Origin of the sequence: Pelomonas dachongensis, from assembly GCF_043555865.1 — a bacterium.
In the GTDB taxonomy this organism is placed as follows: domain Bacteria; phylum Pseudomonadota; class Gammaproteobacteria; order Burkholderiales; family Burkholderiaceae_C; genus Pelomonas; species Pelomonas dachongensis.
Map to the genome: position 1 here is coordinate 599,528 of NZ_JBIGHY010000001.1, position 25,481 is coordinate 625,008.

Annotated in this window: 22 protein-coding genes; 19 read left to right on the forward strand and 3 right to left on the reverse strand. The window is 70.2% G+C overall.

All coding sequences use genetic code 11. From position 1 onward, the window contains the following. The first annotated feature begins 2 nt into the window (after positions 1–2). The 4 genes from pgm (at position 3) to ACG02S_RS02950 (ending at position 5,002) form a co-directional block, all read left to right on the forward strand. Positions 3–1,655, forward strand: a complete 1,653-nt coding sequence (gene pgm, locus ACG02S_RS02935; RefSeq protein WP_394468945.1) for a phosphoglucomutase (alpha-D-glucose-1,6-bisphosphate-dependent) — start codon at positions 3–5, stop codon at positions 1,653–1,655. Continuing rightward, entirely contained in the window at positions 1,655–2,899 is a 1,245-nt protein-coding gene (gene glcF, locus ACG02S_RS02940) for a glycolate oxidase subunit GlcF (protein WP_394468946.1), read from the forward strand. Before pgm ends, glcF begins: the two co-directional genes overlap by 1 nt. Then, entirely contained in the window at positions 2,896–4,302 is a 1,407-nt protein-coding gene (locus ACG02S_RS02945; protein ID WP_394468947.1) for a patatin-like phospholipase family protein, read from the forward strand. The genes glcF and ACG02S_RS02945 overlap by 4 nt, the downstream gene beginning before the upstream one ends. Positions 4,303–4,549: 247 nt before the next feature. Then, positions 4,550–5,002, forward strand: coding sequence for a fasciclin domain-containing protein (locus ACG02S_RS02950; RefSeq protein WP_394468948.1), 453 nt, complete (start codon positions 4,550–4,552; stop codon positions 5,000–5,002). Between the two features lie 241 nt (positions 5,003–5,243). Here ACG02S_RS02950 and ACG02S_RS02955 read toward each other — a convergent pair whose 3' ends face one another. Continuing rightward, on the reverse strand, positions 5,244–6,785 hold the full coding sequence (locus ACG02S_RS02955) for a methyl-accepting chemotaxis protein (protein WP_394468949.1): 1,542 nt from the start codon (positions 6,783–6,785) through the stop codon (positions 5,244–5,246). A gap of 270 nt (positions 6,786–7,055) precedes the next feature. Beyond that, on the reverse strand, positions 7,056–8,237 hold the full coding sequence (metK, locus tag ACG02S_RS02960; protein WP_394468950.1) for a methionine adenosyltransferase: 1,182 nt from the start codon (positions 8,235–8,237) through the stop codon (positions 7,056–7,058). Positions 8,238–8,367: 130 nt separating this feature from the next. Between metK and ACG02S_RS02965 the strand changes: the two genes are divergently transcribed. The 6 genes from ACG02S_RS02965 to ACG02S_RS02990 are packed head-to-tail and all read left to right on the forward strand — an operon-like array spanning position 8,368 to position 14,488. Continuing rightward, on the forward strand, positions 8,368–9,246 hold the full coding sequence (locus ACG02S_RS02965) for a lysophospholipid acyltransferase family protein (protein ID WP_394468951.1): 879 nt from the start codon (positions 8,368–8,370) through the stop codon (positions 9,244–9,246). Beyond that, positions 9,243–10,082 (forward strand): diaminopimelate epimerase, encoded by an 840-nt coding sequence (gene dapF, locus ACG02S_RS02970; protein ID WP_394468952.1) that lies wholly within the window; start codon positions 9,243–9,245, stop codon positions 10,080–10,082. Before ACG02S_RS02965 ends, dapF begins: the two co-directional genes overlap by 4 nt. Continuing rightward, entirely contained in the window at positions 10,079–10,789 is a 711-nt protein-coding gene (locus tag ACG02S_RS02975) for a DUF484 family protein (protein WP_394468953.1), read from the forward strand. Before dapF ends, ACG02S_RS02975 begins: the two co-directional genes overlap by 4 nt. Further along, complete coding sequence (locus ACG02S_RS02980) at positions 10,789–11,793, forward strand: tyrosine recombinase XerC (RefSeq protein WP_394468954.1); 1,005 nt, start codon at positions 10,789–10,791, stop codon at positions 11,791–11,793. Before ACG02S_RS02975 ends, ACG02S_RS02980 begins: the two co-directional genes overlap by 1 nt. Next, positions 11,790–13,310 (forward strand): hypothetical protein, encoded by a 1,521-nt coding sequence (locus tag ACG02S_RS02985; protein WP_394468955.1) that lies wholly within the window; start codon positions 11,790–11,792, stop codon positions 13,308–13,310. The genes ACG02S_RS02980 and ACG02S_RS02985 overlap by 4 nt, the downstream gene beginning before the upstream one ends. Further along, positions 13,307–14,488, forward strand: coding sequence for a class I SAM-dependent rRNA methyltransferase (locus ACG02S_RS02990; protein WP_394468956.1), 1,182 nt, complete (start codon positions 13,307–13,309; stop codon positions 14,486–14,488). The genes ACG02S_RS02985 and ACG02S_RS02990 overlap by 4 nt, the downstream gene beginning before the upstream one ends. A 3-nt stretch (positions 14,489–14,491) precedes the next feature. Here the strand turns inward: ACG02S_RS02990 and ACG02S_RS02995 are convergent, their stop codons facing one another. Further along, positions 14,492–14,962: an Lrp/AsnC family transcriptional regulator gene (locus tag ACG02S_RS02995; protein WP_394468957.1), complete on the reverse strand. Its 471-nt coding sequence runs from the start codon at positions 14,960–14,962 to the stop codon at positions 14,492–14,494. Positions 14,963–15,098: 136 nt separating this feature from the next. On the opposite strand from ACG02S_RS02995, the gene glmS reads away from it, so the two are divergent. From glmS to ACG02S_RS03040, 9 genes are all read left to right on the forward strand, one after another. Next, the gene (gene glmS / locus ACG02S_RS03000; RefSeq protein ID WP_394468958.1) at positions 15,099–16,964 is read left to right on the forward strand and encodes a glutamine--fructose-6-phosphate transaminase (isomerizing); all 1,866 of its coding nucleotides are present in this window, start codon (positions 15,099–15,101) and stop codon (positions 16,962–16,964) included. Between the two features lie 226 nt (positions 16,965–17,190). Beyond that, a complete protein-coding gene (locus tag ACG02S_RS03005) occupies positions 17,191–17,496 on the forward strand; it encodes a phosphopantetheine-binding protein (protein ID WP_394468959.1) in 306 nt (101 codons plus the stop codon). A 7-nt stretch (positions 17,497–17,503) separates the two neighbouring features. Next, positions 17,504–18,124 (forward strand): COG4648 family protein, encoded by a 621-nt coding sequence (locus ACG02S_RS03010; protein WP_394468960.1) that lies wholly within the window; start codon positions 17,504–17,506, stop codon positions 18,122–18,124. Positions 18,125–18,157: 33 nt separating this feature from the next. Then, positions 18,158–19,837, forward strand: coding sequence for an ApeI family dehydratase (locus ACG02S_RS03015; protein ID WP_394468961.1), 1,680 nt, complete (start codon positions 18,158–18,160; stop codon positions 19,835–19,837). Next, a complete protein-coding gene (locus ACG02S_RS03020; protein ID WP_394468962.1) occupies positions 19,834–20,778 on the forward strand; it encodes an LpxL/LpxP family acyltransferase in 945 nt (314 codons plus the stop codon). The genes ACG02S_RS03015 and ACG02S_RS03020 overlap by 4 nt, the downstream gene beginning before the upstream one ends. Next, entirely contained in the window at positions 20,765–21,418 is a 654-nt protein-coding gene (locus ACG02S_RS03025) for a LolA-related protein (RefSeq protein ID WP_394468963.1), read from the forward strand. The genes ACG02S_RS03020 and ACG02S_RS03025 overlap by 14 nt, the downstream gene beginning before the upstream one ends. After that, positions 21,415–23,805, forward strand: coding sequence for an MMPL family transporter (locus ACG02S_RS03030; RefSeq protein WP_394468964.1), 2,391 nt, complete (start codon positions 21,415–21,417; stop codon positions 23,803–23,805). The genes ACG02S_RS03025 and ACG02S_RS03030 overlap by 4 nt, the downstream gene beginning before the upstream one ends. 69 nt (positions 23,806–23,874) lie before the next feature. Beyond that, positions 23,875–24,723, forward strand: coding sequence for a polysaccharide deacetylase family protein (locus ACG02S_RS03035; RefSeq protein WP_394468965.1), 849 nt, complete (start codon positions 23,875–23,877; stop codon positions 24,721–24,723). Further along, positions 24,720–25,481, forward strand: coding sequence for a class I SAM-dependent methyltransferase (locus ACG02S_RS03040; protein WP_394468966.1), 762 nt, complete (start codon positions 24,720–24,722; stop codon positions 25,479–25,481). The genes ACG02S_RS03035 and ACG02S_RS03040 overlap by 4 nt, the downstream gene beginning before the upstream one ends.

Here is a 25,481-nt window from a genome sequence, read left to right on the forward strand (position 1 = left end):
CCATGACCTCTCGACTCCACCCCCTGGCTGGCCAACCGGCGCCCGCCGACTCTCTGCTCGACCTCGATGCGCTCCACGAGGCCTACTTCTCGCGCCAGCCCGACCCTGGCAGTGCCGCGCAGCAGGTCGCGTTCGGCACGTCCGGCCACCGCGGCTCGTCGCTGGACGGCTCGTTCAACGAGTGGCACGTGCTGGCCATCACCCAGGCCATCGTTGACCACCGCAAGCTGCAAGGCATCGCCGGGCCGCTGTTTATGGGCGCGGACACGCACGCGCTGTCGGCCCCCGCCGTGGCGAGCGCGCTGGAGGTGCTGGCGGCCAACGGTGTCGACGTGATGCTGGCGCCGGCCGGGCAGTTCACGCCGACGCCGGCCGTGTCGCTGGCGATCCTCGAATACAACGTCGGCAAGACGGGCAGCGCGCGGGCCGATGGCATCGTCGTCACGCCGTCGCACAACCCGCCGCGCGACGGTGGCTTCAAGTACAACCCGCCGCACGGCGGGCCGGCGGACAGCGACATCACATCCGGCATCCAGAAGGCCGCGAACGCCTACCTGGCGCAGCAGCTGCAAGGCGTGCTGCGGCTTGACGCGCAACGCGCGCTGGCAGCGCCGACGACGCATGAGCACGACTACCTGGCGCAGTACGTCGCCGCGCTGGAACATGTCATCGACTTCGATGTCATCCGCGCGTCGGGCATCCGCCTGGGCGTGGACCCGCTGGGCGGCGCGGGCGTGGGCTACTGGCCGGCCATCGCGGAGCGCTATGGGCTGGCGCTCACCGTCGTCAGCGACGTCGTCGATGCGCGCTTCCCGTTCATGTCACTCGACTGGGACGGCAAGATCCGCATGGACCCGTCGTCGCCGTATGCCATGCGGCGCCTGACGCAGCTGCAGCACCAGTTCGACGTCGCCTTTGCCTGCGACACCGACCATGACCGCCACGGCATCGTCACGCCCAGCGGCGGGCTGATGCAGCCCAACAACTACCTCAGCGTCGCGGTGGACTATTTGTTCCGCAACCGGCCGGGCTGGGGCGCGAATGCCGGGGTTGGCAAGACGGTCGTGACGACCGCGCTGATTGAGCGCATCGCCCGCAGTCTGGGGCGGCCGCTCTTCGATGCGCCGGTGGGCTTCAAGTGGTTCTCGCCGGGGCTGCTGGACGGCAGCCTGGGCCTGGGTTGCGAGGAGAGCGCGGGGGCCTCCTTCCTGCGGCGCGACGGTCGCGTGTGGACGACCGACAAGGACGGGATCGCCGCCGCGCTGCTGTCTGCCGAGATCACCGCGCGCACCGGTCAGGACCCGAGCCAGTATTTCGATTCGCTGGCGGCCACCCACGGCCGGCCGCACGCCGACCGCGTGGACGGCGCCGCCACGCGCGAGCAGAAGGCCCGGCTGTCCAAGCTGACGGTGGCGGATGTGCATGCCACGTCGCTGGCCGGCGAGGCGGTCGAGTCCGTCATCAGCGCCGCACCCGCCAACGGCGCGGCCATCGGCGGCATCAAGGTGTCCACCGCCAACGGCTGGTTCGCCGCGCGGCCGTCGGGCACCGAGGACATCTACAAGGTCTACGCCGAGAGCTTCCGCGACGAGGCGCATCTACAGGTACTGCTGCAGGAGGCGCAGGACATCGTCAACAAGTCGCTTGCCAGCTGATGCAGACGACCCTCGCGCCCGAATTCGCCGGCACGCCTGAAGGCACCGAGGCCGAGGCCATCCTGCGCCGCTGCGTGCACTGCGGCTTCTGCACGGCCACCTGCCCGACCTACCAGCTGCTGGGCGACGAGCTGGACGGCCCGCGCGGTCGCATCTACCTGATCAAGCAGGTGCTGGAAGGCGCCGAGCCCACACGCGAGACTCAAGCGCACCTGGACCGCTGCCTGACCTGTCGCAACTGCGAGACGACGTGCCCGTCCGGCGTCGAGTACGGCCACCTCGTTGACATCGGCCGGCGCATCGTCGACGCCAAGGTCGAGCGCCCCGCCGCCGAGCGCCGCGTGCGCTGGCTGTTGAAGGAGGGCATGACCTCGCCGCTGTTCAAGCCCGCGCTGAAGCTGGGCCAGGCACTGCGCCCGCTGGTGCCGGCGTCGCTGCGGGACAAGGTGCCGGCTAAGCCGCCGGCGACCGCGCACGACTGGCCCACGCGCCAGCTCAACCGCAAGGTCGCGCTGATGCTGGGCTGCGTGCAGCCGGCGCTGGCGCCCAACATCAACAGCGCGACGGCGCGCGTGCTGGACGCCGCGGGTATCCAGAGCGTCGTGGCCGACGAGGCCGGCTGCTGCGGCGCCGTGCGCGAGCACCTGGGCGACCACGAGGCGGCGCTGGCCGACATGCGACGCAACATCGACGCCTGGTGGCCGCTGGTGGCCGGGCCGAGCGAGCGGGTCGAGGCGCTGGTGATGAATGCGTCCGGCTGCGGCGCCATGGTCAAGGACTACGGCCACGCACTGCGCGGCGACCCGGCCTATGCCGACAAGGCGCGGCGACTCAGCGCGGTCACCAAAGACCTGAGCGAACTGCTGCCAGAGCTGGTGCCGGTGCTGAAGAGCCGACTGAAGGCCAAGCCCGGCGCGCTGGCCTACCACCCGCCATGCACGCTGCAGCACGGGCAGCGGTTGAAGGGCGGCGTCGAGGCATCGCTGCGCGAGCTGGGCTTCAAGATCGACTGCGCGCCGAGCGACAGCCACCTGTGCTGCGGCTCGGCGGGCACGTACTCGGTGCTGCAGCCCGAACTGTCCCACCAGCTGCGCGACCGCAAGCTCGCGGCGCTGGCGCCGCTGCAGGCCCGGCAGATCGTGTCGGCCAACGTGGGCTGCATCCAGCACCTGCAGAGCGGCACCGACACGCCGGTGCGGCACTGGGTGGAGGTGCTGGACGATGCGCTGAGGGGCGTGAATTGACCGGCCGCCTCAACCTGCTGCTGCTGGCCGTGGCGCTGGCGTCTGGATTGGCCGGCTGCTCCACGTACCGGCCGTGGATCAACACCGGGCTGCCCGCCTCGGCTGACGGCACGCCAGCCGCCGTGCCGGCACCGCAAAGGCGCGCTGCGTCGCCGGTGGTGGTGGCGGTCACGCTGTCGGGTGGTGGCGCGCGGGCCGCGGCCTTCGGGCTGGGCGTGCTGCGCGAGATGAAGGAGACCATTTTTCGCGTCGACGGCCAGCCGACCACGCTGCTGGATCAGGTCGGTCTGGTCAGCGGCGTGTCGGGCGGCAGCATCCTGGCGGCGCACTACGCGGCCTTCGGTGACGAAACGCTGACTCGCTTCGAACCCGACTTCCTGCTGCTGCCCTTCGAGGCGGGGCTCATCAAGCAGGCCTTTGCGCCGCAGCGCATGTACCGCCTCACATCGCCGTGGTACGGCCGCAGCCATATCCTGGCGCAGCGCTTCGACGAGCTGTACCGTGGCCTGACCTTCGGCGACTTAAAGGCGCGCCCCGGCGCGCCGGACCTGCTCGTGACCGCGACCGATCTCACCACCGGCGCGCCCTTCGACTTCACGCCCGAGCAGTTCGGCCTGATCTGCGCGGACCTGGCCCACACGCCGCTGTCGTTCGCCATCGCGGCGTCGTCGGCGGTGCCCATCCTACTGTCGCCGATGACGCTGAAGAACCGGGCAGGCGAATGCTCGCCCGCGCCGCAGCCGGCGCGATCGGGCGACGCCGCGGCCGACTACCGGGCCCGCATGCTGGCGCTGAGCGCCGACAGCTACCGCAACGCCAAGGAGCGACCGTTCATCCATCTCGTGGACGGTGGCGTGTCGGACAACACGGGCGCGCGGCTGATGCTGGACCGGCTGGTGGCCGGCGGCTCGATGGCTTCGTCCTTTCCGGACGCCCGGCCCGGCAGCATCCGCCGCCTGATCCTGGTGGCTGTGAATTCCGAGCGCGACCTGGCGGAGCGTGTCGACGCCAGCGACGCCGTGCCGACGACCAGCCAGGTGATCGAGACGTTGGTGTTCGGCGCCGGCGCGCGCGACACGCAGGTCACGCTGGCGATGCTCAACGACGACGCCCGCCGCTGGCAGGAGGAGCTGCGGCGCACCCGCGGCAAGCCGGGCAGCCCTTTCGCGGCGGATGCCGAGCTGCACATCGTCAGCGTGAGCCTGCACGACGTGCCGGACGACAAGATCCGGCACAGCCTGCTGCGCGTGCCGACCGCCTTCACCATCGAGGCCTTTGACGTGCGGGCGTTGCAGCAGGCCGGTGCCGAAGCGCTGCGTGGCACGCAGGCCTTCACGCGCGCGAAGGCCAGCCTGAACCGGCTGGACCGGTTGGACCGGTCGCAGGCAGCGCCGAGCCCGTGACCTGCCGCTGGCGGCTGCAGCGTTTGAACGGCGCTGCAGCGATGGCCAGCGTGATGCGTGTCGAAGCAGCGTCTGCCCGCACGGCGTCGTCAATCACGTGATGCTCAAGCTGATGGCGGACGGGGGTGATCCGATTGGCTTCTTGTGCGTAGAAGGGAGGCTCGCGTTGCAAAGCTGCTTCATCCTGCCGGCGCCCTGAGACGCACTGCGCGATTCATCTCGATTCACCCACAACAGGAGTTTCATCATGAAGAAGTTCATCGCCATCACCACGCTCGCGCTGGGCGCCATATCTGCCCACGCCGCGGACATCGTCGACACCGCCGTGCAAGCAGGCCAGTTCAAGACCCTGGCCACTGCGTTGCAGGCCGCAGGGCTGGTGCAAACGCTCAAGGGACCGGGGCCATTCACGGTTTTCGCGCCGACCGATGAAGCGTTCGCGAAGATCCCGAAGGCAGACCTCGACGCCCTGTTGAAGGACAAGGCCAAGCTCACCGCCGTGCTGACCTATCACGTCGTGCCCGGCAAGGTGATGGCCAAGGACGTCAAGGCAGGCAAGGTCAAGACGGTGCAGGGTTCGGAACTGACCGTCGCCACCGCCGGCGGCGTCAGCGTTGACGGCGCGAAGGTCTTGAAGACGGACATCGTGGCGGACAACGGCGTGATCCATGTCATCGACAGCGTCGTGATCCCTAAGTGAACGAGTGCGGCATGCCGAGTGCCGTTGCACATCGGCCTGCCGGAACTTGCCCCATGCCCAAGGTGGGCATCCAGCGTAGCGATGGCGCTTGTCCCGGGCCTGGTTCGTCCCACACATGATGGCGCCACCGAATTGTGGTGCCATTTTTATTGGGGCCGCGGCGTCGCACGCTTGCGGCCGAGAGGCTGCTTCAGCTCGTCGTGCAGCCTGTGTTGTCGGGGCGTTTCGAGGCCGGCGCGCGTCAGGTCTTGAAGGTCGACACCAGCCGCACCAGCTCGCCAGCCTGATGCTTCAGGCTTTCTGCGGCGGCGGCGCTTTCCTCCACGAGGGCGGCGTTCTGCTGCGTGGCCTCGTCCATCTGCGCGATGGCCAGGCCGACCTGGCTGACGCCGGTGCTCTGTTCCCGGCTGGCCGAGCTGATCTCGCGCACGATCAGCGCCACGCGGTCGATCGCCGTCACCACCTGCTCCATCGTCTGGCCAGCTCGGTTGACGAGCGTGGCGCCCTGCTCAACGCGCTCAACGCTGTCGCTGATCAGGCCCTTGATCTCCTTGGCGGCGTCGGCGCTGCGCTGCGCCAGCATGCGCACCTCGCTGGCCACGACGGCGAAGCCGCGGCCCTGTTCGCCCGCGCGCGCGGCCTCGACGGCCGCGTTGAGCGCCAGGATGTTGGTCTGGAAGGCGATGGCGTCGATGGTGCCGATGATGTCGCCGATCTTGCGCGAGCTTTCCTCGATGCCGCGCATGCGCTGCACCGCTTCGCTGACGACCTCGCCACCCTTGCGCGCCACTTCGCTGGCGTCATGCGCCAGCTGGTCGGCCTCGCCGGCGTTGTCGGCATTGAGCTTCACGGTGGCCGACACCTCCTCCATCGCAGCGGCGGTCTGCTGGATGGCGCTGGCCTGCTGCTCGGTGCGGGCAGACAGGTCGTTGCTGCCCAGCGAGATTTCCGAGCTGGCCGTGGCGACGCCGTCGGCGTTGCTGCGCACCGAGCCGACCAGGTGGCGCAGCGACTGCTGCATGCTGGACAGCGTCTGCGTGAGCTGGGCAGTCTCGTCGCGGCCCATCGAGCGGATGTCGCGCGACAGGTCGCCCTGGCCGACTTCCTCGGCCTCGTGGATGGCAGCGCGCAGCGGGCGCACCACCGAGCGCGTGATCAGCCAGGCAGCGGCAACCCCCAGGCTCAGGCAGACGGCTGCGAGCACCAGCATCAGCGTCTGCGTGCGGTTCGCGGCCTGGCGCACCAGCTGGGTCTCGCCGTTCACGCGCTCGCCTTGGTAGTCGGCCATGCTGCTGATGGTCTTCACATAGGCCTCAGAGGCGGGGCGCATCTTGCCTTCCAGCGTCTTCAGCGCGGCCTCGGCCTCGCCGGCCTTCAGCTGGGCAAACACGCCGTTGCGGATGTCCACATAGGTTTTGCGCGCCGCAGCGATCTCCTTCAGCAGGCCCTTGCCGGCGTCCGTGTCCTCGGCCTGGGTCAGCTCTTCCTGCAGCTTGTTGATCCGCTCGCTGGTGGTCTTGATGACCGGCGAGAAGAAGTCGGCCACCGGCCCTGAGCCCCCCGCACGCGCCACTGCGTCGGTGCGCGTCACGTTGAGCTGCGTCTGCGTGCGCCAGTCCTGTGCCGTGTCCTGGCGCTTCTGCAACTCCACCAGCAGGTCGATGCGAGGACCCACCTTGGCCAGTTGGTAGTAGCTCAGCCCGACGGCAGTCGCGAGCAGCAGCAACACGATCCCAAAGCCCAGAAATAGCCTTGTCCCGATTTTCAAAGCTTGCATGTTCATCGTCTTCCTCCAGTCAGTTCGTAGGGGGGCCGACGGCCTCATCCGACTTCCGCACTCTATGAGCTCAGATGAAATGCTGCAATTGGATGAAAATGATAAATTCGATTCTCGGGAAGAAGTTGGCGTTTCAATGAAGTGGCGCGGCGTCCCAACACCCAAGGTTTGCTGGCGCAGACGCGTGGCTTACAGCCCCGCCGCTGCGCGCAGCGCTTGGGCTTTGTCCGGTTTTGGTCTCCGCTCACGCATCAACCCGCGCTTCGCGCGGCGGCCTTACAGGCCGGCTGCCGCCCGTAGGGCCGCAGCTTTGTCGGTGCGCTCCCACGTGAACTCCGGCTCTTCGCGGCCGAAGTGGCCGTAGGCCGCGGTCTTGGAGTAGATCGGGCGCAGCAGGTCCAGCATCTGGATGATGCCCTTGGGGCGCAAGTCGAAGTGCTCGTTGACGAGCTTGGCGATCTGCTCGTCGGGGATGACGCCGGTGCCTTCGGTGTAGACCGTGACGTTCATCGGCCGGGCCACGCCGATGGCGTAGGCGACCTGGATCTGGCACTGGCGCGCCAGGCCGGCCGCGACGATGTTCTTGGCGACATAGCGCGCGGCGTAGGCGGCGCTGCGGTCGACCTTGGACGGGTCCTTGCCCGAGAACGCACCACCACCGTGCGGGCAGGCGCCGCCGTAGGTGTCGACGATGATCTTGCGCCCGGTCAGGCCGCAGTCGCCCTGCGGGCCGCCGATGACGAAGCGGCCGGTCGGGTTGATCAGGTACTTCGTCTCCGCCGTCAGCCACGCCTTGGGGAGCACGGGCTTGATCAGCTCCTCGCGGATGGCCTCGTAGAACTCGGGCGTCATCTTGTCGCCCAGGCTCATCTCCGGCGCATGCTGCGTGGACAGCACGATGGTGTCGATGCTGTGCGGCTTGCCGTCCACGTAGCGCATCGTGACCTGGCTCTTGGCGTCCGGGCGCAGGAAGGGCAGGCGGCCGTCCTTGCGCAGTTGCGCCTGGCGCTCCACCAGCCGGTGGGCGTAGTAGATGGGCGCAGGCATCAGCTCTGGCGTCTCGTCGCAGGCGTAGCCGAACATCAGGCCCTGGTCGCCGGCACCGATGTTGAGGTGGTCGTCCGACGCATGGTCGACGCCCTGCGCGATGTCGTTGCTCTGCTTGTCGTAGGCGACCAGCACCGCGCAGCCCTTGTAGTCGATGCCGTACTCGGTGTTGTCGTAGCCGATGCGCTTGATGGTGTCGCGCGCGACCTGGATGTAGTCGACGTGCGCGTTGGTCGTGATCTCGCCGGCCAGCACGACGAGGCCGGTGTTGCACAGCGTCTCGGCGGCCACGCGGCTGCGCGGGTCTTGCTCGAAGATGGCGTCGAGGATGGCGTCCGAGATCTGGTCGGCCACCTTGTCGGGGTGTCCTTCAGAGACGGATTCAGACGTGAAGAGGAAATCGTTGGCCACTTTTAAACTCCGGTTGCTGGTGGGTCGGCGTTGCCGTCGCTCCGGGAGGTGCGGCGAACGCTTTAGCAGGATTTGTGAATCGCCCCGCAAGTAGTTCAGTTAACTCGGCGATTCGCGCAGTATAGAAAACATGGGCCTGGTCTTTCGCTGCTTGTCTTGGTTTCCGCTGTCGCTTTTGCACGCATTGGGCGCGGCGCTCGGCTGGATCGTCTATCTGGCGTCGCGCACCTATCGCCGCCGGTTTCGCGCGCAGGTGGCGCAGGCCGGCATCGCATGGGCGGACGCCCGGCCCGCCGTCGCAGCCGCGGGGCGCATGGCGGCGGAGCTGCCGTGGCTTTGGATCGCCACCCGCCACCGGCCGCTGGGCGACAAGCTGCGCTGGGAGGGCGGCGAGCTGATCGCGGCGGCGCTGGCAGAGAAGCGCGGCCTGGTCGTCTTGACGCCGCACCTGGGCTGTTTTGAGATCTGCGCCCAGGCTATCGCCGAGCGCTTCACGACGCCCGAGGCGCCCATCACCGTGCTGTACCGCCCGGCACGCCAGGCCAGCCTGCGCGATGTGATGGCCGGCTCGCGCGAGCGCCCCGGCCTCGCCACGGCGCCGGCGTCGCTGGCGGGCGTGCGGCAGATGATCCGCGGGCTGCGCAAGGGCGAGGTCATCGGTCTGCTGCCCGATCAGGTGCCGCCCGAAGGCCTAGGCGTGTGGGTGCCGCTCTTCGGTCGGCCGGCCTACACGATGACGCTGGCCGCGCGCCTGGTGCAGCAGACCGGCGCCGAGCTGCTGTTGATCTGGGGCGAGCGGCTGCCGGGCGGTCAAGGCTTCGTCGTGCACGTGCTGCCGGCGCCCGAGATCGCCCGCGACGCGTCGAACGAGGCTGCGGCCACGGCCATCAATGCGGCGATGGAAAGCCTGATCCGGCGCGCGCCGGGACAATATCTGTGGGGCTATCACCGCTACAAGCAGCCGCGCGGGCTGGATATCGGTGCAGCCCCGGATAATCCGGCGCCATGAGAGTGCCGTTCACCAAGATGCAGGGCGCAGGCAATGACTTCGTGGTCATCGACGCGACCCGGCAACCCTTCAGCCTGACGGCCGAGCAGATGCGCCTGCTGGGCGACCGCCGCTTCGGTGTCGGCTGCGACCAGATCCTCGTTATCGAGCCCGCCACGCAGGCCGGCGCCGACTTCCGCTACCGCATCTTCAACAACACCGGCGACGAGGTTGAGCACTGCGGCAACGGCGCGCGCTGCTTCGTGCGCTATGTGGTGGACGCCGGCCTGACGGACAAGCGCCAGGTCCGCGTCGACACGATGAACCGCCGCCTGCTGCTGACGCTGCAGGACGATGGCCGCGTGACCGTGGACATGGGCCCGCCCGTGTTCGACCACGCCGCGCTGCCCTTCGACGCGAAGGGCCTGACGCCGCGCGGGGTCAACGGCTTCGAGCTGTGGCCGGTCGAGGGCGTGGAGGTGGCGGTGGTGTCGATGGGCAACCCGCACGCCGTGCAGCGCGTGGATGACGTCCAGACCGCGCCGGTGCTGACGCTGGGCCCCCGCATCGAGCACCATGTCAGCTTCCCCCGGCGCGTCAACGCCGGCTTCATGCAGGTGCTGGCTCGCGACCGCATCGTGCTGCGCGTCTTCGAGCGCGATGCCGGCGAGACGCTGGCCTGTGGCACGGGCGCGTGCGCGGCGGTCGTCGCCGGCATCCGCCTGGGCTGGCTGGACGCCGCCGTGGAAGTGCAGACCCTGGGCGGCCAGTTGCGCATCGAATGGGCCGGCGGACAGAGCCCGGTGCTCATGACCGGGCCCGCCATGAAAGTTTTTGACGGAGAGATCACGCTGTGAGTTCCAACCCGGCCGCCGACGCGGTGCAAGGCATCACCGAAACCGACATCGCCAACTACCTGGCGGCTACGCCCGGTTTCTTCGAGCGCCACGCGGCGCTGCTGGCCAGCGTGCAGCTGCAGCACCCGCACGGCGCGCGCGCTGTGTCGCTGCAGGAGCGCCAGGCCGAGATGCTGCGCGACAAGATCAAGGGCCTGGAGCTGCGTGTCGTCGACATGATCCGCAACGGCCAGGACAACGTGGCCATCGCCGACCGCCTGCACCGCTGGACGCTGGCCGTCATGCGCGCCGCCGGCACGCCGGCGCTGCTGCCAGACGTGCTGCTGACCGAACTGCGCCACCAGTTCATGATCCCGCAGGCCAGCCTGCGGCTGTGGGGTGTGGCGCCCACACACGAGGCCGCCGAGTTCGCGGCCTCCGTGAGCGCGGACGTGAAGAGCTTCGCATCCAGCCTGAGCCAGCCATACTGCGGCGTGAACTCGGGCTTCGAGGCGGCGCGCTGGCTGGGCCTCAGTGAGAGCGGCGGCATCGCCACCTCACTGGCGCTGATCCCGCTGGCGCAGCCCAACGCCAACGACGGCAAGCCGTTCGGCCTGCTGGTGCTGGGCTCGCCCGACCCGACCCGCTACACGGCCGAGATGGGCACCGACTTCCTGACCCGCGTGGGCGAGATCGCCAGTGCCGGGCTGGCGCGGTTGCTGGCCTGATGGAGCAGGCCGAGCGCCGGGCCGCCCCAAGCCGGCCTGCCGTCCCCTCGGGGGACCGGCCGACGTACTCGGCGGGCGAGGGGCTCCATCTCTGCGTTGACTTTGGCGACTACCTGCAGCACGCCCGTGCGCAGCAACGCCTGAGTCCGCGCACGTTGCATATCTACGCTGAGGGCCTGGCGCGCCTGCAGGTGATGCTGGCCGAGGCCGCCATCGACGCGCGCACGCTGAGCCTGGCGCAGGCCCGCCGCCTGGCCGCGCTGCTGCACCGCGAGGGCCTGGCGCCCAAATCCATCGCGCTGCTGCTGTCGGTCTGGCGCAGCTGTTACCGCTGGCTGGGGCTGCAGGGCCGCGTCACGCTGAACCCGTTCGATGGCCTGAAGGCGCCCAAAGCGCCCAAGCCGCTGCCCAAGGCGCTGGGCGTGGACGATGCGGTGCAACTGGCCAGCCACACGCCCGACGACATCGCCGACTCGCGCCTGGAGGCGCGTGACCGTGCGATGGTGGAGCTGCTGTACGGCGCCGGCCTGCGGGCGGCCGAGCTGATCGGACTGGACGTGCAGGCCAGCGGCCGGGCGGCCGGATGGGTGGATCTGCAGGGCATGGAAGTGAGCGTGCTGGGCAAGGGCGGCAAGCGCCGCACCACGCCACTGGGCCGCGCCGCCGCCGAGGCGCTGCAGGACTGGCTGGCGGTGCGCGGCCAGCTGGCCGCGGCGGATGAGCCGGCGCTGTTCGTCGGCGCGCGGGGCAAGCGCGTGGCAGGCTCCACGCTGCGCGCGATGCTGTCCACGCGCGCCATCAGCGCCGGCATGCCGGCGCACGTGCATCCGCACATGCTGCGCCACAGCTTCGCCTCGCACTTGCTGCAGTCCAGCGGCGACCTGCGGGCCGTGCAGGAACTGCTCGGCCACGCCCACATCACGACGACCCAGGTCTACACGCAACTGGATCACCAACACCTCGCGCGCATCTACGACGCTGCGCACCCGCGCGCCAAGAAATGACCCGACGACTCGTCACGCTGTTGACCCTACTGCCCGCCTGCGCGCTGGCCACCCCCGACGACGCGCCCTTCGCCAACCCGGCGCGCATCGACACCGTCCGCCCCGCCACGCTGGAAGCCAACTGGACGCGCATGAAGATGCCCGATGGCGGCCACACTGCTTTCGCGTCGGTGAGCTACATGATGGCTTTCGACGACGACTGGGGCTTCGGCCCCGGCTTCTACGGCACGGCCAAGGGCAACTACGGCGGCATCTTCACGGTGGGCTTCACGGGCCAGCGGCGCTGGCGGCTGTCGCACAACACGCATCTGGCGGCGAGCCTGTACGTGGGCGCAGGCGGCGGGCTGTCCAGCTCGGCCATGCGCTTCGGCGGCGGGCTGATGCTGCGCCCCGAGCTGTCGCTGCGCACCGAGAACGGCCCCTGGTACACGGGCGTCGGCATCTCGCAGATCCGCTTCCCGAGCGGCAACGTGAAGAGCGGCGCGGCGCTGTCGTTCACAGTAGGGCGCGCGATGGACTTCGTCAGCTTCTCGCCGGACGACGCCGGCAAGAAGGGGCGGGCGGGCCGGCGTGCGGGGCTGGGCTTTGACGAGATCTCGTTCATCGGCGGCATGGAGAAACCCCGCGCCAGCAGCCGCAGGCGCAGCGGCCAGCCTTACCCGGACCGGCTGGGCAAGGCCGGCGCCGACCTGCGGCAGTACATCGCCGAAGGCAGCTGGTGGGGCTTCGAGGCCGCCGGCGCGGCCAAGGGTGGCGTGGACGGCTACATGGAAGTGCTGGCCAACATCGGCCAGGACTGGGCGCTGTTCGGCACGCCGCGGCTGCGCGTGGGCGGCCAGCTGGCCGGCGGCCTGGGCGGCGGCGGCGACGTGGACACCGGCAACGGCTGGCTGCTGCGGGCCGGCCCCACGCTGCGCTGGATCACGCCGTGGGGGCCGTCGGTGCGCCTGGATGCCGGCTACACGCATGCGCCCAGCGGCGCCTACAGCACCAGCTTCCTGCGCGCGGTGCTGTCCATGCCGCTGGACCGCACGCCCACGCTGATCGCCGACGACCCGGGTGGCACGGTGCGCGAGCAGCAGGTGGGCGCCAGCGTCATGCGGTTGCCGGGCGTGCGCTTCAAAGACGGCCGCGAGGAGACCGTCAGCCACCTGGCCGTCAACCTGTCGCGCGAGTTCTCGCGGCATGTCTACGGCGCGGCACAGGCCGGCAGCGCGGCAGTGGGCAGCGCAGGCGCCTATTCCTTCGGGCTCTTCGGCCTGGGCGTGCAGAGCGCGCCGCTGTGGGGCGGCACGCGCCTGGGCGCGGAGCTGCTGGTCGGCGCGGCCGGTGGCGGCGGCATCCGGGTGGGTGGCGGCGCCGTGGGGCAGGCCGAGGTCTGGGCGCAGTGGCAACTGGCTGAGCGGCTGCGCCTGCGCGCCGGCGTGGGCCATTTCCGCACGCTGCGCAGCAGCGATCAGTCCGTGCCGCTGACGCACCTGCAGCTGAACTACGCCTTCGGCGCCCTGCAGCGATGAAGAAGGTTGTGCTTCGCCCCGGCAAGGAGCGCTCGCTCGTCAAGCGCCACCCCTGGGTGTTCGAGAGTTCCGTCTCGCGCGGCGGCGCCGACCCGGGCGAGACGGTGCGCGTGGAGTCGGCCGATGGCCAGTTCCTGTGCTGGGCGGCGTTCAGCCCGCAGTCGCAGATCCGGCTGCGGGCCTGGAGCTTCGACGAGGCCGAGCGCATCGACGCGGCGTTCTTCGCGCGCCGCATCCAGCAGGCCATTGCCATGCGCACGCGGCTGGCCATCGCGTCCGACGCCTGGCGGCTCGTGCACGGAGAGGCCGACGGCCTGCCGGGCCTCATCGTCGATCGCTACGGCGACACGCTGGTGGCGCAGTTCGGCAGCGCGGGCGCGGAGCGCTGGACAGCGCAGATCGCCGATGCGCTGCTGGCCGCGACCGGCCTCACGCGGCTGTACGAACGCTCCGACGCGCAGGCCCGTGAATGGGAGGGCCTGCCCGTGAAAACCGGCTGGCTGAGAGGCGAGGGCGACACCGCGATTACCCTCCGCGAGCACGACTGGCAGCTGACGCTCGACGTCGCCGAAGGCCACAAGACCGGCTACTACCTGGACCAGCGCGACAGCCGCAAGCGCTTCGCCGAAGCGGTGAGGCAGTACGACGTCAAGAGCGTGCTGAACTGCTTCAGCTACACGGGCGGCTTCTCGGTGGCGGCACTGGCGGGCGGGGCGACGCAAGTCGTCAGCGTGGACTCGTCCGGCCCCGCGCTAGAACGCGCCAAGGCCCACGTGGCGCTGAACGGCTTCGACCCCGGCCGCCACGAGGCCTGGGACGCCGACGTCAACGCGACCTTGCGACGCTGCCTGCAGGAAGGCCGTCGCTTCGACGCCATCGTGCTGGACCCGCCGAAGTTCGCGCCCACCGTGGCGCATGCCGAGCGCGCCGCGCGGGCCTACAAGGACATCAACCGGCTGGCCTTCATGCTGCTGAACGACGGCGGCCTGCTGTACACCTTCTCGTGCTCGGGCGGCATCGCGCCCGACCTGTTCCACAAGATCGTGGCCGGCGCGGGTCTGGACGCGGGCGTGGACGGCTACATCGTCCAGCGTCTGTCGGCGGCGGCCGATCATCCGCAAACGGTTTGCTTCCCGGAAGGCGACTACCTGAAGGGCCTGGGGATCCTCAAGCGCTGAGAGTCAGGCGCTCGGCAGCGCGATGCGCGTGTCGAACTTCGCCCGCTTCACGCTGAAGAAGGCCTTGATGTTGCGCACGTTGGCGTCCTGCGTCAGCAGCCGCTGCGTGAACGCGTGATACGCCGGCATGTCGGCCACCTGCACCACCAGCACGAAATCCGGCCCCGGCGACACGCGCCAGCATTGCTGCACGGCGGCCTCCTGCACGGCGCGCGCCTCGAACGCGTCCAGGTGCTCGGCGCCCTGGCGGTCCAGCGTGATCTCTAGGATGGCGGACAGGCCGGCGCCCAGTTTGTCGGGCGACAGCAGCGCCACGCGGCGTTCGATGAGGCCGGTGTCCACCAGCCGCTTCACGCGCCGCAGGCAGGTGGCGGGCGACACGGCCACGCAGGAGGCGAGGTGCTGGTTGCTGAGCGAAGCGTCGACCTGCAATGCGCCCAGAATCCGAAGATCGATTGCGTCCAAATCGTTCATGAATTAAATAAACTTGCGCATAAATTTCTTCATGCCGTGTGGGGGAAATTTTCATGCAGATTGTCGTGAAATTTGCATGCATATGCCATGGCGGCTTGCCTAGCATGCGCCACCTCAAAACGGAAAGAGTCATTCCATGTGCGGCATCGTCGGCGCGGTCAGTCAGCGCAACATCGTTCCCATCCTCGTCGAAGGCCTGAAGCGGCTGGAGTACCGCGGCTATGACTCCTGCGGCGTGGCCGTGCACCAGGACGGCGGCCTGCGCCGCGCCCGGTCCACGTCGCGCGTGGCCGAGTTGCAGACCCAGGCTGACCAGGATGGCGTCGCCGCCGGCACGGGCATCGCCCACACGCGCTGGGCCACGCACGGTGCGCCGGCGGTGCACAACGCCCACCCGCATTTCTCGGCCGGCCCGAATGCCGGCGTGGAAGCCGTCGGCCGGATCGCGCTGGTCCACAACGGCATCATCGAGAACCACGACGAGCTGCGCGCCGAGCTGAAGGCGCGCGGCTATGTCTTCCACAGCCAGACCGACACCGAGGTCATCGCCCACCTGGTCGACCACCTCTACAGCGGCGACCTGCTGGAAGCCGTGCAGCAGGCGCTGCCGCGCCTGAAGGGCGCCTACGCGGTGGCCGTGTTCTGCCGCGACGAGCCGCACCGCGTGGTCGCCGCGCGTGAAGGCTCGCCGCTGGTACTGGGCGTGGGCGAAGGCAACGGCGAGAACTTCGTCGCGTCCGACGCGATGGCGCTGGCAGGCGTGACCGACCAGATCGTCTACCTGGAAGAAGGCGATGTGGTGGACCTGCAACTCGGCCGCTACTGGCTGAGCCGCCTGGACACGGCCACCGGCCGCTACGTGGCGGTGCAGCGCGAGGTCAAGACCGTGCACGCCCACAGCGGCGCGGCCGAGCTGGGGCCCTACCGCCACTACATGCAGAAGGAAATCTTCGAGCAGCCCACGGCCATCGCCAACACGTTGGAGGCCATCACCAGCATCACGCCCGAACTGTTCGGCGACGGCGCCTATCGCACGTTCAAGGAGATCGACAAGGTCCTGATCCTGGCCTGCGGTACCAGCTACTACTCGGGCTCCACGGCCAAGTACTGGCTGGAGAGCATCGCCAAGATCCCGACCTCGGTCGAGATCGCCAGCGAGTACCGCTACCGCGACAGCGTGCCCGACCCGAAGACGCTGGTCGTCACCATCAGCCAGAGCGGCGAGACGGCCGACACCATCGCCGCGCTGAAGCACGCCCGCGCCCAGGGCATGAAGCACACGCTGACCATCTGCAACGTCGCCACCAGCGCCATGGTGCGCGAGTGCGAGCTGGCCTACATCACGCGTGCCGGCGTCGAGATCGGCGTGGCGTCTACCAAGGCGTTCACGACGCAGCTGGTGGGCCTGTTCCTGCTGACGCTGGCGCTGGCCCAGACGCGTGGCCACCTGACCGACGCGCAGGAGGCTGAGCACCTGAAGGACCTGCGCCACCTGCCGGTGGCCGTGCAGGCCGTGCTGGCACTGGAGCCGCAGGTCATCGCCTGGAGCGAGGAGTTCGCCCGCAAGGAGAACGCGCTGTTCCTGGCGCGCGGCCTGCACTACCCCATCGCCATGGAGGGTGCGCTCAAGCTCAAGGAGATCACCTATATCCACGCCGAGGCCTACGCCGCCGGCGAGCTGAAGCATGGTCCGCTGGCGCTGGTGACGGCCGAGATGCCCGTGGTGACGGTCGCGCCCAACGACGCGCTGCTGGAGAAGCTGAAGAGCAACATGCAGGAAGTGCGGGCCCGCGGCGGCCAGCTGTACGTCTTCGCCGACGGCGACACCGCCATCGAGAGCGAAGCGGGCCTGCACGTCATCCGCATGCCCGAGCACTACGGCCAGCTGTCACCCATCCTGCACGTGGTGCCGCTGCAGTTGCTGGCGTATCACACGGCCTGCGCGCGGGGGACGGATGTGGACAAGCCCCGCAACTTGGCGAAGTCCGTGACCGTCGAATGACGGGCGCGGGCGTAGTCAAGTTGGGCCGCGCAGCGGCCTGAGTGGCGAAGCCGCTCAACGGGGTTTGGTCGTGGCGCGCGGCGACACCACCCAAACCTCGCAACGCCTCCAACGGTTTGACGGCGGAGTGATGTCGGCCGTTGGAGGCGGGAATGCAGAGCAAATCGAGCTCGCGCCTAAAATGGCGGCCCCCTGCCGCTATTGCAGCCCCTACAAGGCCATTTCCGTGTCCGAGCCGACCGTTGTCACTTCTGCCGCTTCCACAGCGCAAGCCACGCCTGAACTTGAACAAGAGTTGGCTGTTCTTTTTGTCCAGGCATTGAATCTGGAAATTCAGGCGGCCGATATTGACCCGAGCGCGCCGCTGTATGGCGATGGCCTGGGCCTCGATTCGATCGACATCCTGGAGGTGGCCCTGGAGGTGTCGCACCGCTACGGCTTCCAGCTGCGCTCCGACGACGAGAACAACCACCAGATCTTCAGCTCGCTGCGCAGCCTGGCGGCCCACGTGGCCCAGCACCGCACCAAGTAGGCCGCGCATGCCCCACTGGCGACTGCTGGCTGTCGCAGCCGCCTTCCTGGGCTATGTGCTGCTGAGCTGGTCTTTGATGACTTGGTGGCCCAACAGCCCCTGGGCGGTGGTGACGTTGCTTGGCCCCGTGATCGTGCCGCTGCTGGTGGCGGGCGTCGTGAAGGGCCACCGGCTCGCTCTGGCGGGCGCGCTGCTGGCAGTGGCCTTGCTGGCCGGCCTGCTCTACACGGGCAACACCGACATGGACCGGCTGTATGTGCTGCAGCACGCCAGCATTCATGCGCTGCTGGGCTGGGGCTTTGCGGTCACGCTGCGTCCGGGTGCAACGCCGCTGATCACGCTGCTGGCCGAGCGCATCCACCGCGAGTTCACGCCCGCCATGCGCGCCTACACGCGCTGGCTCACCGGGCTGTGGGTGGGTTACTTCGTGGCCATGATCGTCGTCTCCTTCGCCCTGTACCTGTTGGCGCCCTGGCCCTGGTGGGCCTTCTTCTGCAACGTGCTCACGCCGCTGGCGGCGGCGCTGTTTTTCGCGGTGGAGCATGTGCTGCGGTACTGGCGCCATCCTGAATTCGAGCGCGTGAGCCTGGCCCAGGTGGTGCGCGCCTGGCGCGCTTCCGGGCACTGAGCCCGGTCTATCCCTAGCCCCCTTTTCCTCACGATGTCTGCGACCCCCTTGCCCCACGCCTCGCCCTTGCTCGCGGCGCGAGACCTGGCCGCGCCGCTGGCGTGGCGGCGCGGCGCGCCGGTCAGCGCCGCGCGTTTTCTGGGCCAGGCCGCAGCGCTGGCGAGGCAAATGCCCGCCGCGGGCCAGCCCATCAACCTGTGCCAGGACCGCTACCTGTTCGCGCTGGGTCTGGCAGCCGCGCTGATGCGCGGGCAGACCAGTCTGATGCCCCCCAATGCGCTGCCGGAGACGATGGCGCGCCTGGCCGCCGACGGGGCTTACGCCCTGGTGGACGACGCCTCGCTGGATGTCGGCGGCCTGCAGCGCCTGCTGGTGCAGCCGGACGAGACCGCCGCAGACGCGACGCAGGTGCCCGACATCCCGGCCGATCTGGAGGCGGTGCGCCTGCTCACCAGCGGCAGCACCGGCGCCCCGCAGCCGCATGGCAAGCGCTGGGGCGCGCTGGTGCTGAACATCGCTGCCGAAGCCGCACGCCTGGCCGAGCTGACCGGGCAGCCGTCGCTGGCCGGGCTGACGCTGGTGGGCACCGTGCCGCCACAGCACAGCTACGGTTTCGAGTCGACTGTGCTGCTGGCGCTGCTGGGCGGCGCCTGCTTTGACGCCGGCCGGCCGTTCTATCCGGCCGACATCGCCGCGTCGCTGGCTGAGGTGCCGGCCCCGCGCGGGCTGGTCACCACGCCGTTTCACCTAAAGACGCTGCTGCTGGCCGAGGTGCCGCTGCCGCCGGTGGCCTTGCTGCTGTCGGCCACCGCACCGCTGTCGCCGCAGCTGGCCCAGCAGGCCGAGCAGGCCACTGGCGGCGCGCTGGTGGAGATCTACGGCTGCACCGAAGCCGGCCAGGTGGCCACTCGGCGCACCACGGCCGGCGAGACCTGGCAGGCGCTGGCGGGCCTGCGCTTGTGGCGCGAGGAGGCCGGCGGCGAGGAGCGCTTCTGCGTGCAGGGCGGCCATGTGCTGGAGCCCACGCCGCTGGCCGACCTGCTGGCGCTGACCGATGCCACGCATTTCCGCCTGCTCGGGCGTGTCAACGACCTCATCCATGTGGCGGGCAAGCGCAGTTCGCTGGCTCATCTGAACTTCCACCTCAACCGGATCTCCGGCGTGGAGGACGGCGCGTTCTGGATGCCCGATGAGCAGGCCGATGGCGTCTCGCGGCCCGTGGCCTTCGTCGTGGCGCCCCGGCTCAGCGCCAGGGACGTCATCGACGCACTGCGCGCGCGGCTGGAGCCGGCGTTCGTGCCGCGCCGCGTGGTGCATGTGCCCGCGCTGCCGCGCACCGCGACCGGCAAGCTCACGGCGCAGGATTGGGCGCGCTTTGCGCGCGATGCACTGTCGCCCGCGGGCCACTACGTCGTGGGCAGCGATCACCCCGCCTTCCCGGGCCATTTTCCCGGCCAGCCTGTGCTGCCGGGCGTGTCCCTGCTGGCGCTGGTGATGCGCACGCTGGACGGCGAACCCGAGCTGCGCGCGCGCCTGGGCGCCGTGCCGCAGATCAACAACGTGAAGTTCATCAGCCCGGTGCTGCCCGACACCGAGTTGCAAGTGCAACTGCAGCCCCAGGGCAGCGGCGTCGGCTTCGCCGTGCTGCGCGGCGATGCCACCGTGGCCAAGGGGCTGCTGACAGCCGGGTCGGCATCTCAGGAGCACCCGTGAGCGCAGACGCCAACCCCACGCCCACGCGCTCGTGGAGCACGACGCCGGAGCGCAGCAACCTGCTGGCGATCCGCACCCTCGCCTGGATCGCCACGCACCTCGGGCGTTCGGTGGCGCGCCTGGTGCTGCACCCCATCGCGCTGTACTTCCTGCTGTTCGCGCCGGCTGCGCGGCGCGCGTCGCGCCGCTATCTGGGCCGGGCGCTGGGCCGGCGGGCCGGCTGGGGCGACCTGTACCGCCACATCCACGCCTTTGCCGCCGTGGCGCTTGACCGCATCTGGTTCGCCGCCGGCCGCACGGACCTCTTCGACCTGCAGATCAGCGGCGGCGCCGTGATGGAGCAGGCGCTGGCCGAAGGGCGCGGCGTCTACCTGCTGGGGGCACACATCGGCAGCTTCGAGGCGCTGCATGCGGTGGGTCTGAGCCGCCGCCAGCTGCCGGTGGCCATGGTGATGTACCCGGAAAACGCCCGCATGATCCACACCGTGCTGCAGGCGCTGGCGCCGCATTTCGACGTGAGCATCATCCCCATCGGCCAGCGTGGCTCGGCGCTGGCCGTGCGCGACTTCCTCGACAAGGGCGGCCTCGCCGGTCTGATGGGCGACCGCTACATGCCCGACCAGGCGGTGCAGGAAGGCGCTGTGCAGCTGTCCTTCCTGGGGCGGCCCACGCCATTCACCGACGGGCCGGTGCGCCTGGCCATGATGCTGCGCCGCCGCGTGGTGTTCATGGTGGGCCTGTACCGCGGTGGCAACCGCTACGACGTGCGTTTCGAGGAGCTGGCGGACTTCCGCCAACCGCCCGCCGACCCTGCGGCGCGCGAGGCGCTGGTGCTGGCCGCCATGTCCGACTACGTCCGCCGGCTTGAAGCCCTGTGCCGCGAGGCTCCCTACAACTGGTTCAATTTCTATGACTACTGGCACGAAGATGCTGCTGCCTGACCCGCCTCAAGCCGGCCGCCGGGCCTGCCTCGCCCTGGCGATGGCCTTGCTCGCCCTCGGCCCCGGCGCTGCTCTGGCGCAGGCAGGCGCCAACTCGTTCGATCTGAGCGCACTGATGGCCGTGCTGTCGCAGCGCAAGAGCGGCGAGGCCCGGTTCACCGAAGAACGCACCGTGAGCACGTTGGACTACCCGCTGCGGGCCAGCGGGCGCCTGACGTTCCAAGCGCCCGACCGCTTCGCACGTTTCACCGAAGAGCCCACCACCGAGAGCATGGAGGTGCAGGCCAACCAGGTGCTGCTCAAGCGCGGCAAGCGCACGCGACAGATGAACCTGGATGCAGTACCTGAACTGGCCGCGCTGGCAGAGGCCATGCGCGGCACGCTCGGCGGCGACGCGGCCGCGCTGCAGCGCCACTTTCGCGCCCAGGTCAGCGGCAACGCGGCGCGCTGGGTACTGCGCCTGACGCCGCTGGACAGTCGCCTGGCGCACACGGTACAGCAGCTGGAAATCGCGGGGCTAGGTGCCGATGTCCGCACGCTGGACCTGCGCCTGGCGGGCGGCGACCGCTCTTTGATGATGGTCGAGCCGGTGGCGCCAGGCGCGGCGTCCCCCACCTCCGCCACATCCGCCAGCAAGTGAGCGGCACCACCGCCTTCGGCGCGCTGACGCCCCGCTACCGCGCAGCGGTGCTGCTGCTGTGGCTGGCCGCCGTGGCCCTGGCCGCGTGGCAGATCACGCGCACCCCGTTCACTGCGGACCTGTCCGCCTTCCTGCCCGCCACGGCCGACGCCCAGCAGCAGGTGCTGATCGACCAGATCCGCAGCGGCGTGCCCGCGCGCACGCTGTTCATCGGCATCGAAGGCGCCGACGCGCCGGCGCGCGGTGCGGCGTCCAAGCAGCTCGCGGCGGCCTTGCGCAGCAGCGGCCGGTTCGACCAGGTCAGCAACGGCGAGAACGATGCCTGGGCCGGCGTGGGCCGCTGGATGGTGGAGCGGCGCTACCTGCTGAGCCCCGCCGTCACGCCCGAACACTTCACTGCCGGCGGCCTGCGCGAGGGCATCAACGAAACGCTGTCGCTGCTGGGCACGCCCGCCGGCACGGCCCTCAAGCCGCTGCTGGACCAAGACCCGACCGGCGAGGTGCAGCGCATCGCGGAAAGCATGATCCCGGTGAAGTCGCCCCGCACCGAGGAGGGCGTGTGGGTCTCGCGCGAGGCCGGCGGCACGCCGCCGCGGGCGGTGATGCTGGCGATCATCCGTGGCGACGGCGCCGACCTGGACGGGCAGCAGGCGGCCATCGACACGGTGCGCCAGAGCTTCGCCCGCATCCAGACGCCGGGGCTGAACCTGCTCGTCAGCGGCGCGCCGGTGTTCTCGGTGGACAGCCGCGCGCAGATCAAGGGCGAGGTGGAGTGGCTGGCGCTGACGGGCACGCTGGTGATGAGCGCGCTGCTGCTGGCGGCCTTTGCCTCGCCCGTGGCCCTGGTGGTCGCCATGCTGCCGGTGGCCACCGGCATCCTGGCGGGCATCGTCACTGTCAGCCTGCTGTTCGGCAACGTGCACGGCGTCACGCTGGGCTTCGGCTCCACGCTCATCGGCGAAGCGGTGGACTACGCCATCTACTTCCTCATCCAGGCCCGCGGACAGGGCGGCACCGGCTGGCGGCAGTGGCTGCGCGGCAACTGGCCCACCGTCCGCCTGGGCCTGCTGACCTCGCTGTGCGGCTTCACCGCTTTGCTGTTCTCGGGCTTCCCGGGGCTGCAGCAGCTGGGCGTGTTCTCGTTCGCGGGTCTCGTGGGGGCCGTGCTGGCCACCCGCTTCGTGCTGCCCGTGCTGATGCCCGATGGCGCACGCGGCCAGGGCCTGCGCCGCCCGCTGGGGCGTGCCGCGCGGGCGGCGATCGCGGTGCTGCCGCGCACCCGCTGGCTGTGGCTGGTGCTGGGCCTGGCGTCGGTGGTGCTGGTGGTGCAGCGAGACGGCCTGTGGAACGCCGAGCTGTCGTCGCTGAGCCCGGTGTCGAGAGAGGCACTGGCGCTGGACGCGAGCCTGCGCGCCGACATCACCAGCGGCAGCGACGGCGGCGCCTTCGTCGTCGTGCAAGGCACCGACGCCGAGACCACGCTGCAGCGCGCCGAGGCGGCGGCCTTGCGCCTGGAGGAGCTGGTCAACACACAGGTCATTGCTGGCTTCGACAGCATCACCCGTTTCCTGCCCAGCGTGCGGACGCAGCAGCAGCGCCAGGCGGCCTTGCCGGACACCGCAGCCTTGCAGGCGGCCCTGGCCGAAGCCACGGCGAACGGGCCGCTGCGTGCCGCGCGCCTGGGTCCGTTTGTCGAGGCCGTCGAGCAGGCGCGCAGCATGCCGCTGGCCACGACGGACATGGCCCGCGTCAGCGCGCTGGCGCCGCTCCTGGACGCGCTCACGCTGCAACACCCCGACGGCCACTGGACGGTGCTGCTGCCGGTGCAGGGCGCGGGCGATACCGTCGACATCGCGAAGGTGCGCGCCGCCCTGCAAGGCCTGCCGCAGACACAGGCGCTGGACATAGGCGGTGAACTCGGCCGCATGTACAGCCGCTACCTGGGCGAGGCGCGCGCACAGGCGGCGCTGGGCGGGCTGGGTGTCCTGCTGCTGATGGCGCTGGTGCTGCGCCAGGGCGGCCGTGTGCTGGCGGTGAGCCAGCCGCTGCTGCTGGCCGTGCTGCTGTGCCTGGGCGGCCTGGCGCTGTTTCAGGTGCCCATGGGCATCCTGCATCTCGTCGGCCTGTTGCTGGTGGTGGCGGTGGGCTCGAACTATGTGCTGTTCTTCGACATGCTCCAGCATGGCGGCGGCAAGGCGGACGACGACACGCTCGCCTCGCTGCTGCTGGCCAACCTCACCACGGTGATCGGCTTCGGCCTCATCGCCGCGTCGGACATCAAAGCCTTGTCGGCCATCGGCGCCGTGGTGGCCCCGGGGGCGTTGCTGAGCTTGGTGCTGGCGGCGGCCTTTGCCGCCCCGGCGCGCACGCGGGACAAGCCGCTGTGACAGAATTTTTTGCACCAGGCGCGGCGCCAAAGCCGGCCCCCTTTCACCCTGAGATCGCGTCCGTGTCCCATGCCCGCGCCCGCTGAGCGCCCCTTCTCCCGCTGGCCTTGGCCACCTGCCTTGCGTGCCAGCCTGGGCCTGCACGCAGCGGCCGGCATGGCTGCGCTGGCGGTGCCCGGCGCCTGGCCTTGGGCGCTGGGCAGCGTGGCGCTCAACCACGTAGGGCTGACGGCCGCCGGCCTGTGGCCCCGCAGCCGGCTGCTCGGCCCCAACGTCACGACCTTGCCGCCAACGGCGGTCCAGCGCCGGCAGTTCGTGCTGACTCTGGACGACGGCCCCGACCCCGAGGTCACCCCGGCCGTGCTCGACGTGCTGGACGCGGCCGGCGCCAAAGCCACGTTCTTCGTCATCGCGCAGCGCGCCGCGCAGCAGCCCGGCCTGGTGCGCGAGATCGTGTGCCGCGGCCACGACGTGCAGAACCACAGCCTGCACCACCGCCACGACTTTTCCACGCGCGGACCGCAGGCGCTGGCGCAGGAGATCGGCGGCGCCCAGGCTCTGCTGGCCGATCTGACCGGCCAGGCGCCCCATTGCTTTCGCGCGCCCGCCGGGCTGCGCAATCCCTTGCTCGACCCGGTGCTGCACCGCCTGGGACTGCACCTGGTGAGCTGGACGCGCCGCGGCTTCGACACCCGCGACGGCGACGCCGCCCGCGTGCTGAGCCGCCTGATCGGCTCGCAAGCCCGCGCGCTGGCCGCGGGCGACATCCTGCTGCTGCACGACGGCCACGCGCGCCGGACGGCGAGCGGTCGGCCCGTGCTGCTGGACGTGCTGCCGGGCCTGCTGAGCGCCGCCCGGGACGCCGGCCTGCACACCACCACCTTGCGGGAGGCCCTGCCGGCCCGCACCCTGCCATGAACCTCACCGGGCCCGCCCCCTCAACGCCCGCCGACGACCGCGCCTGGCGCCGCCTGCTGGACGGTGCCACCGCGCCTTACCGCGCGGCTGGCCGCTTCGCCTGGCACTTCGCGCGCGGCAAGCTCGGCCGCGACCCGGTGTTTCGCGGCATGCTGCGGCGCGGTGATTTCGGCCCCGGCGGCCGCGTTGTCGACATCGGCTGCGGCCAGGGCCTGCTGGTGAACTTGCTGCACCGCTGCGCCGTGCTGGCGCGCGCGGGCGGCTGGCCCCAGGGTTGGCCGGCCGCGCCGGTGGTCACGGCCTACACCGGCATCGAGCTGATGCCGCGCGACGTGCAGCGGGCGCAGGCCGCGACCGGCGCGCTGGTGCTGCCGGGTGGCGAGGCGCCGCGCTTCGTCTGCGGCGACATGCGCCACACCGAGCTGCCGGCCTGCGACCTGGTCGTCATCCTCGACGTGCTGCACTACGTCGACCACGCCGCGCAGGACGCGTTGCTGCACCGCGTGCGCGACGCGCTGAGCCCCAACGGCCGACTGCTGCTGCGCGTGGGCGACATGGCCGACGCGGGCGGCTATCGCGTGAGCCAGTGGGTCGACCTGATCGTCACCTGGGTGCGCGGCCACCGGGCGCCGCCCACCTACGGCCGCAGCCTGGCGCAGTGGCAGGCCGCGCTGCAGGCCTTGGGGTTCCGCGTGCAGCCCGTGCCCATGAGCGCCGGCACGCCGTTCGCCAACGTGCTGCTAGTGGCCACGCTTTGA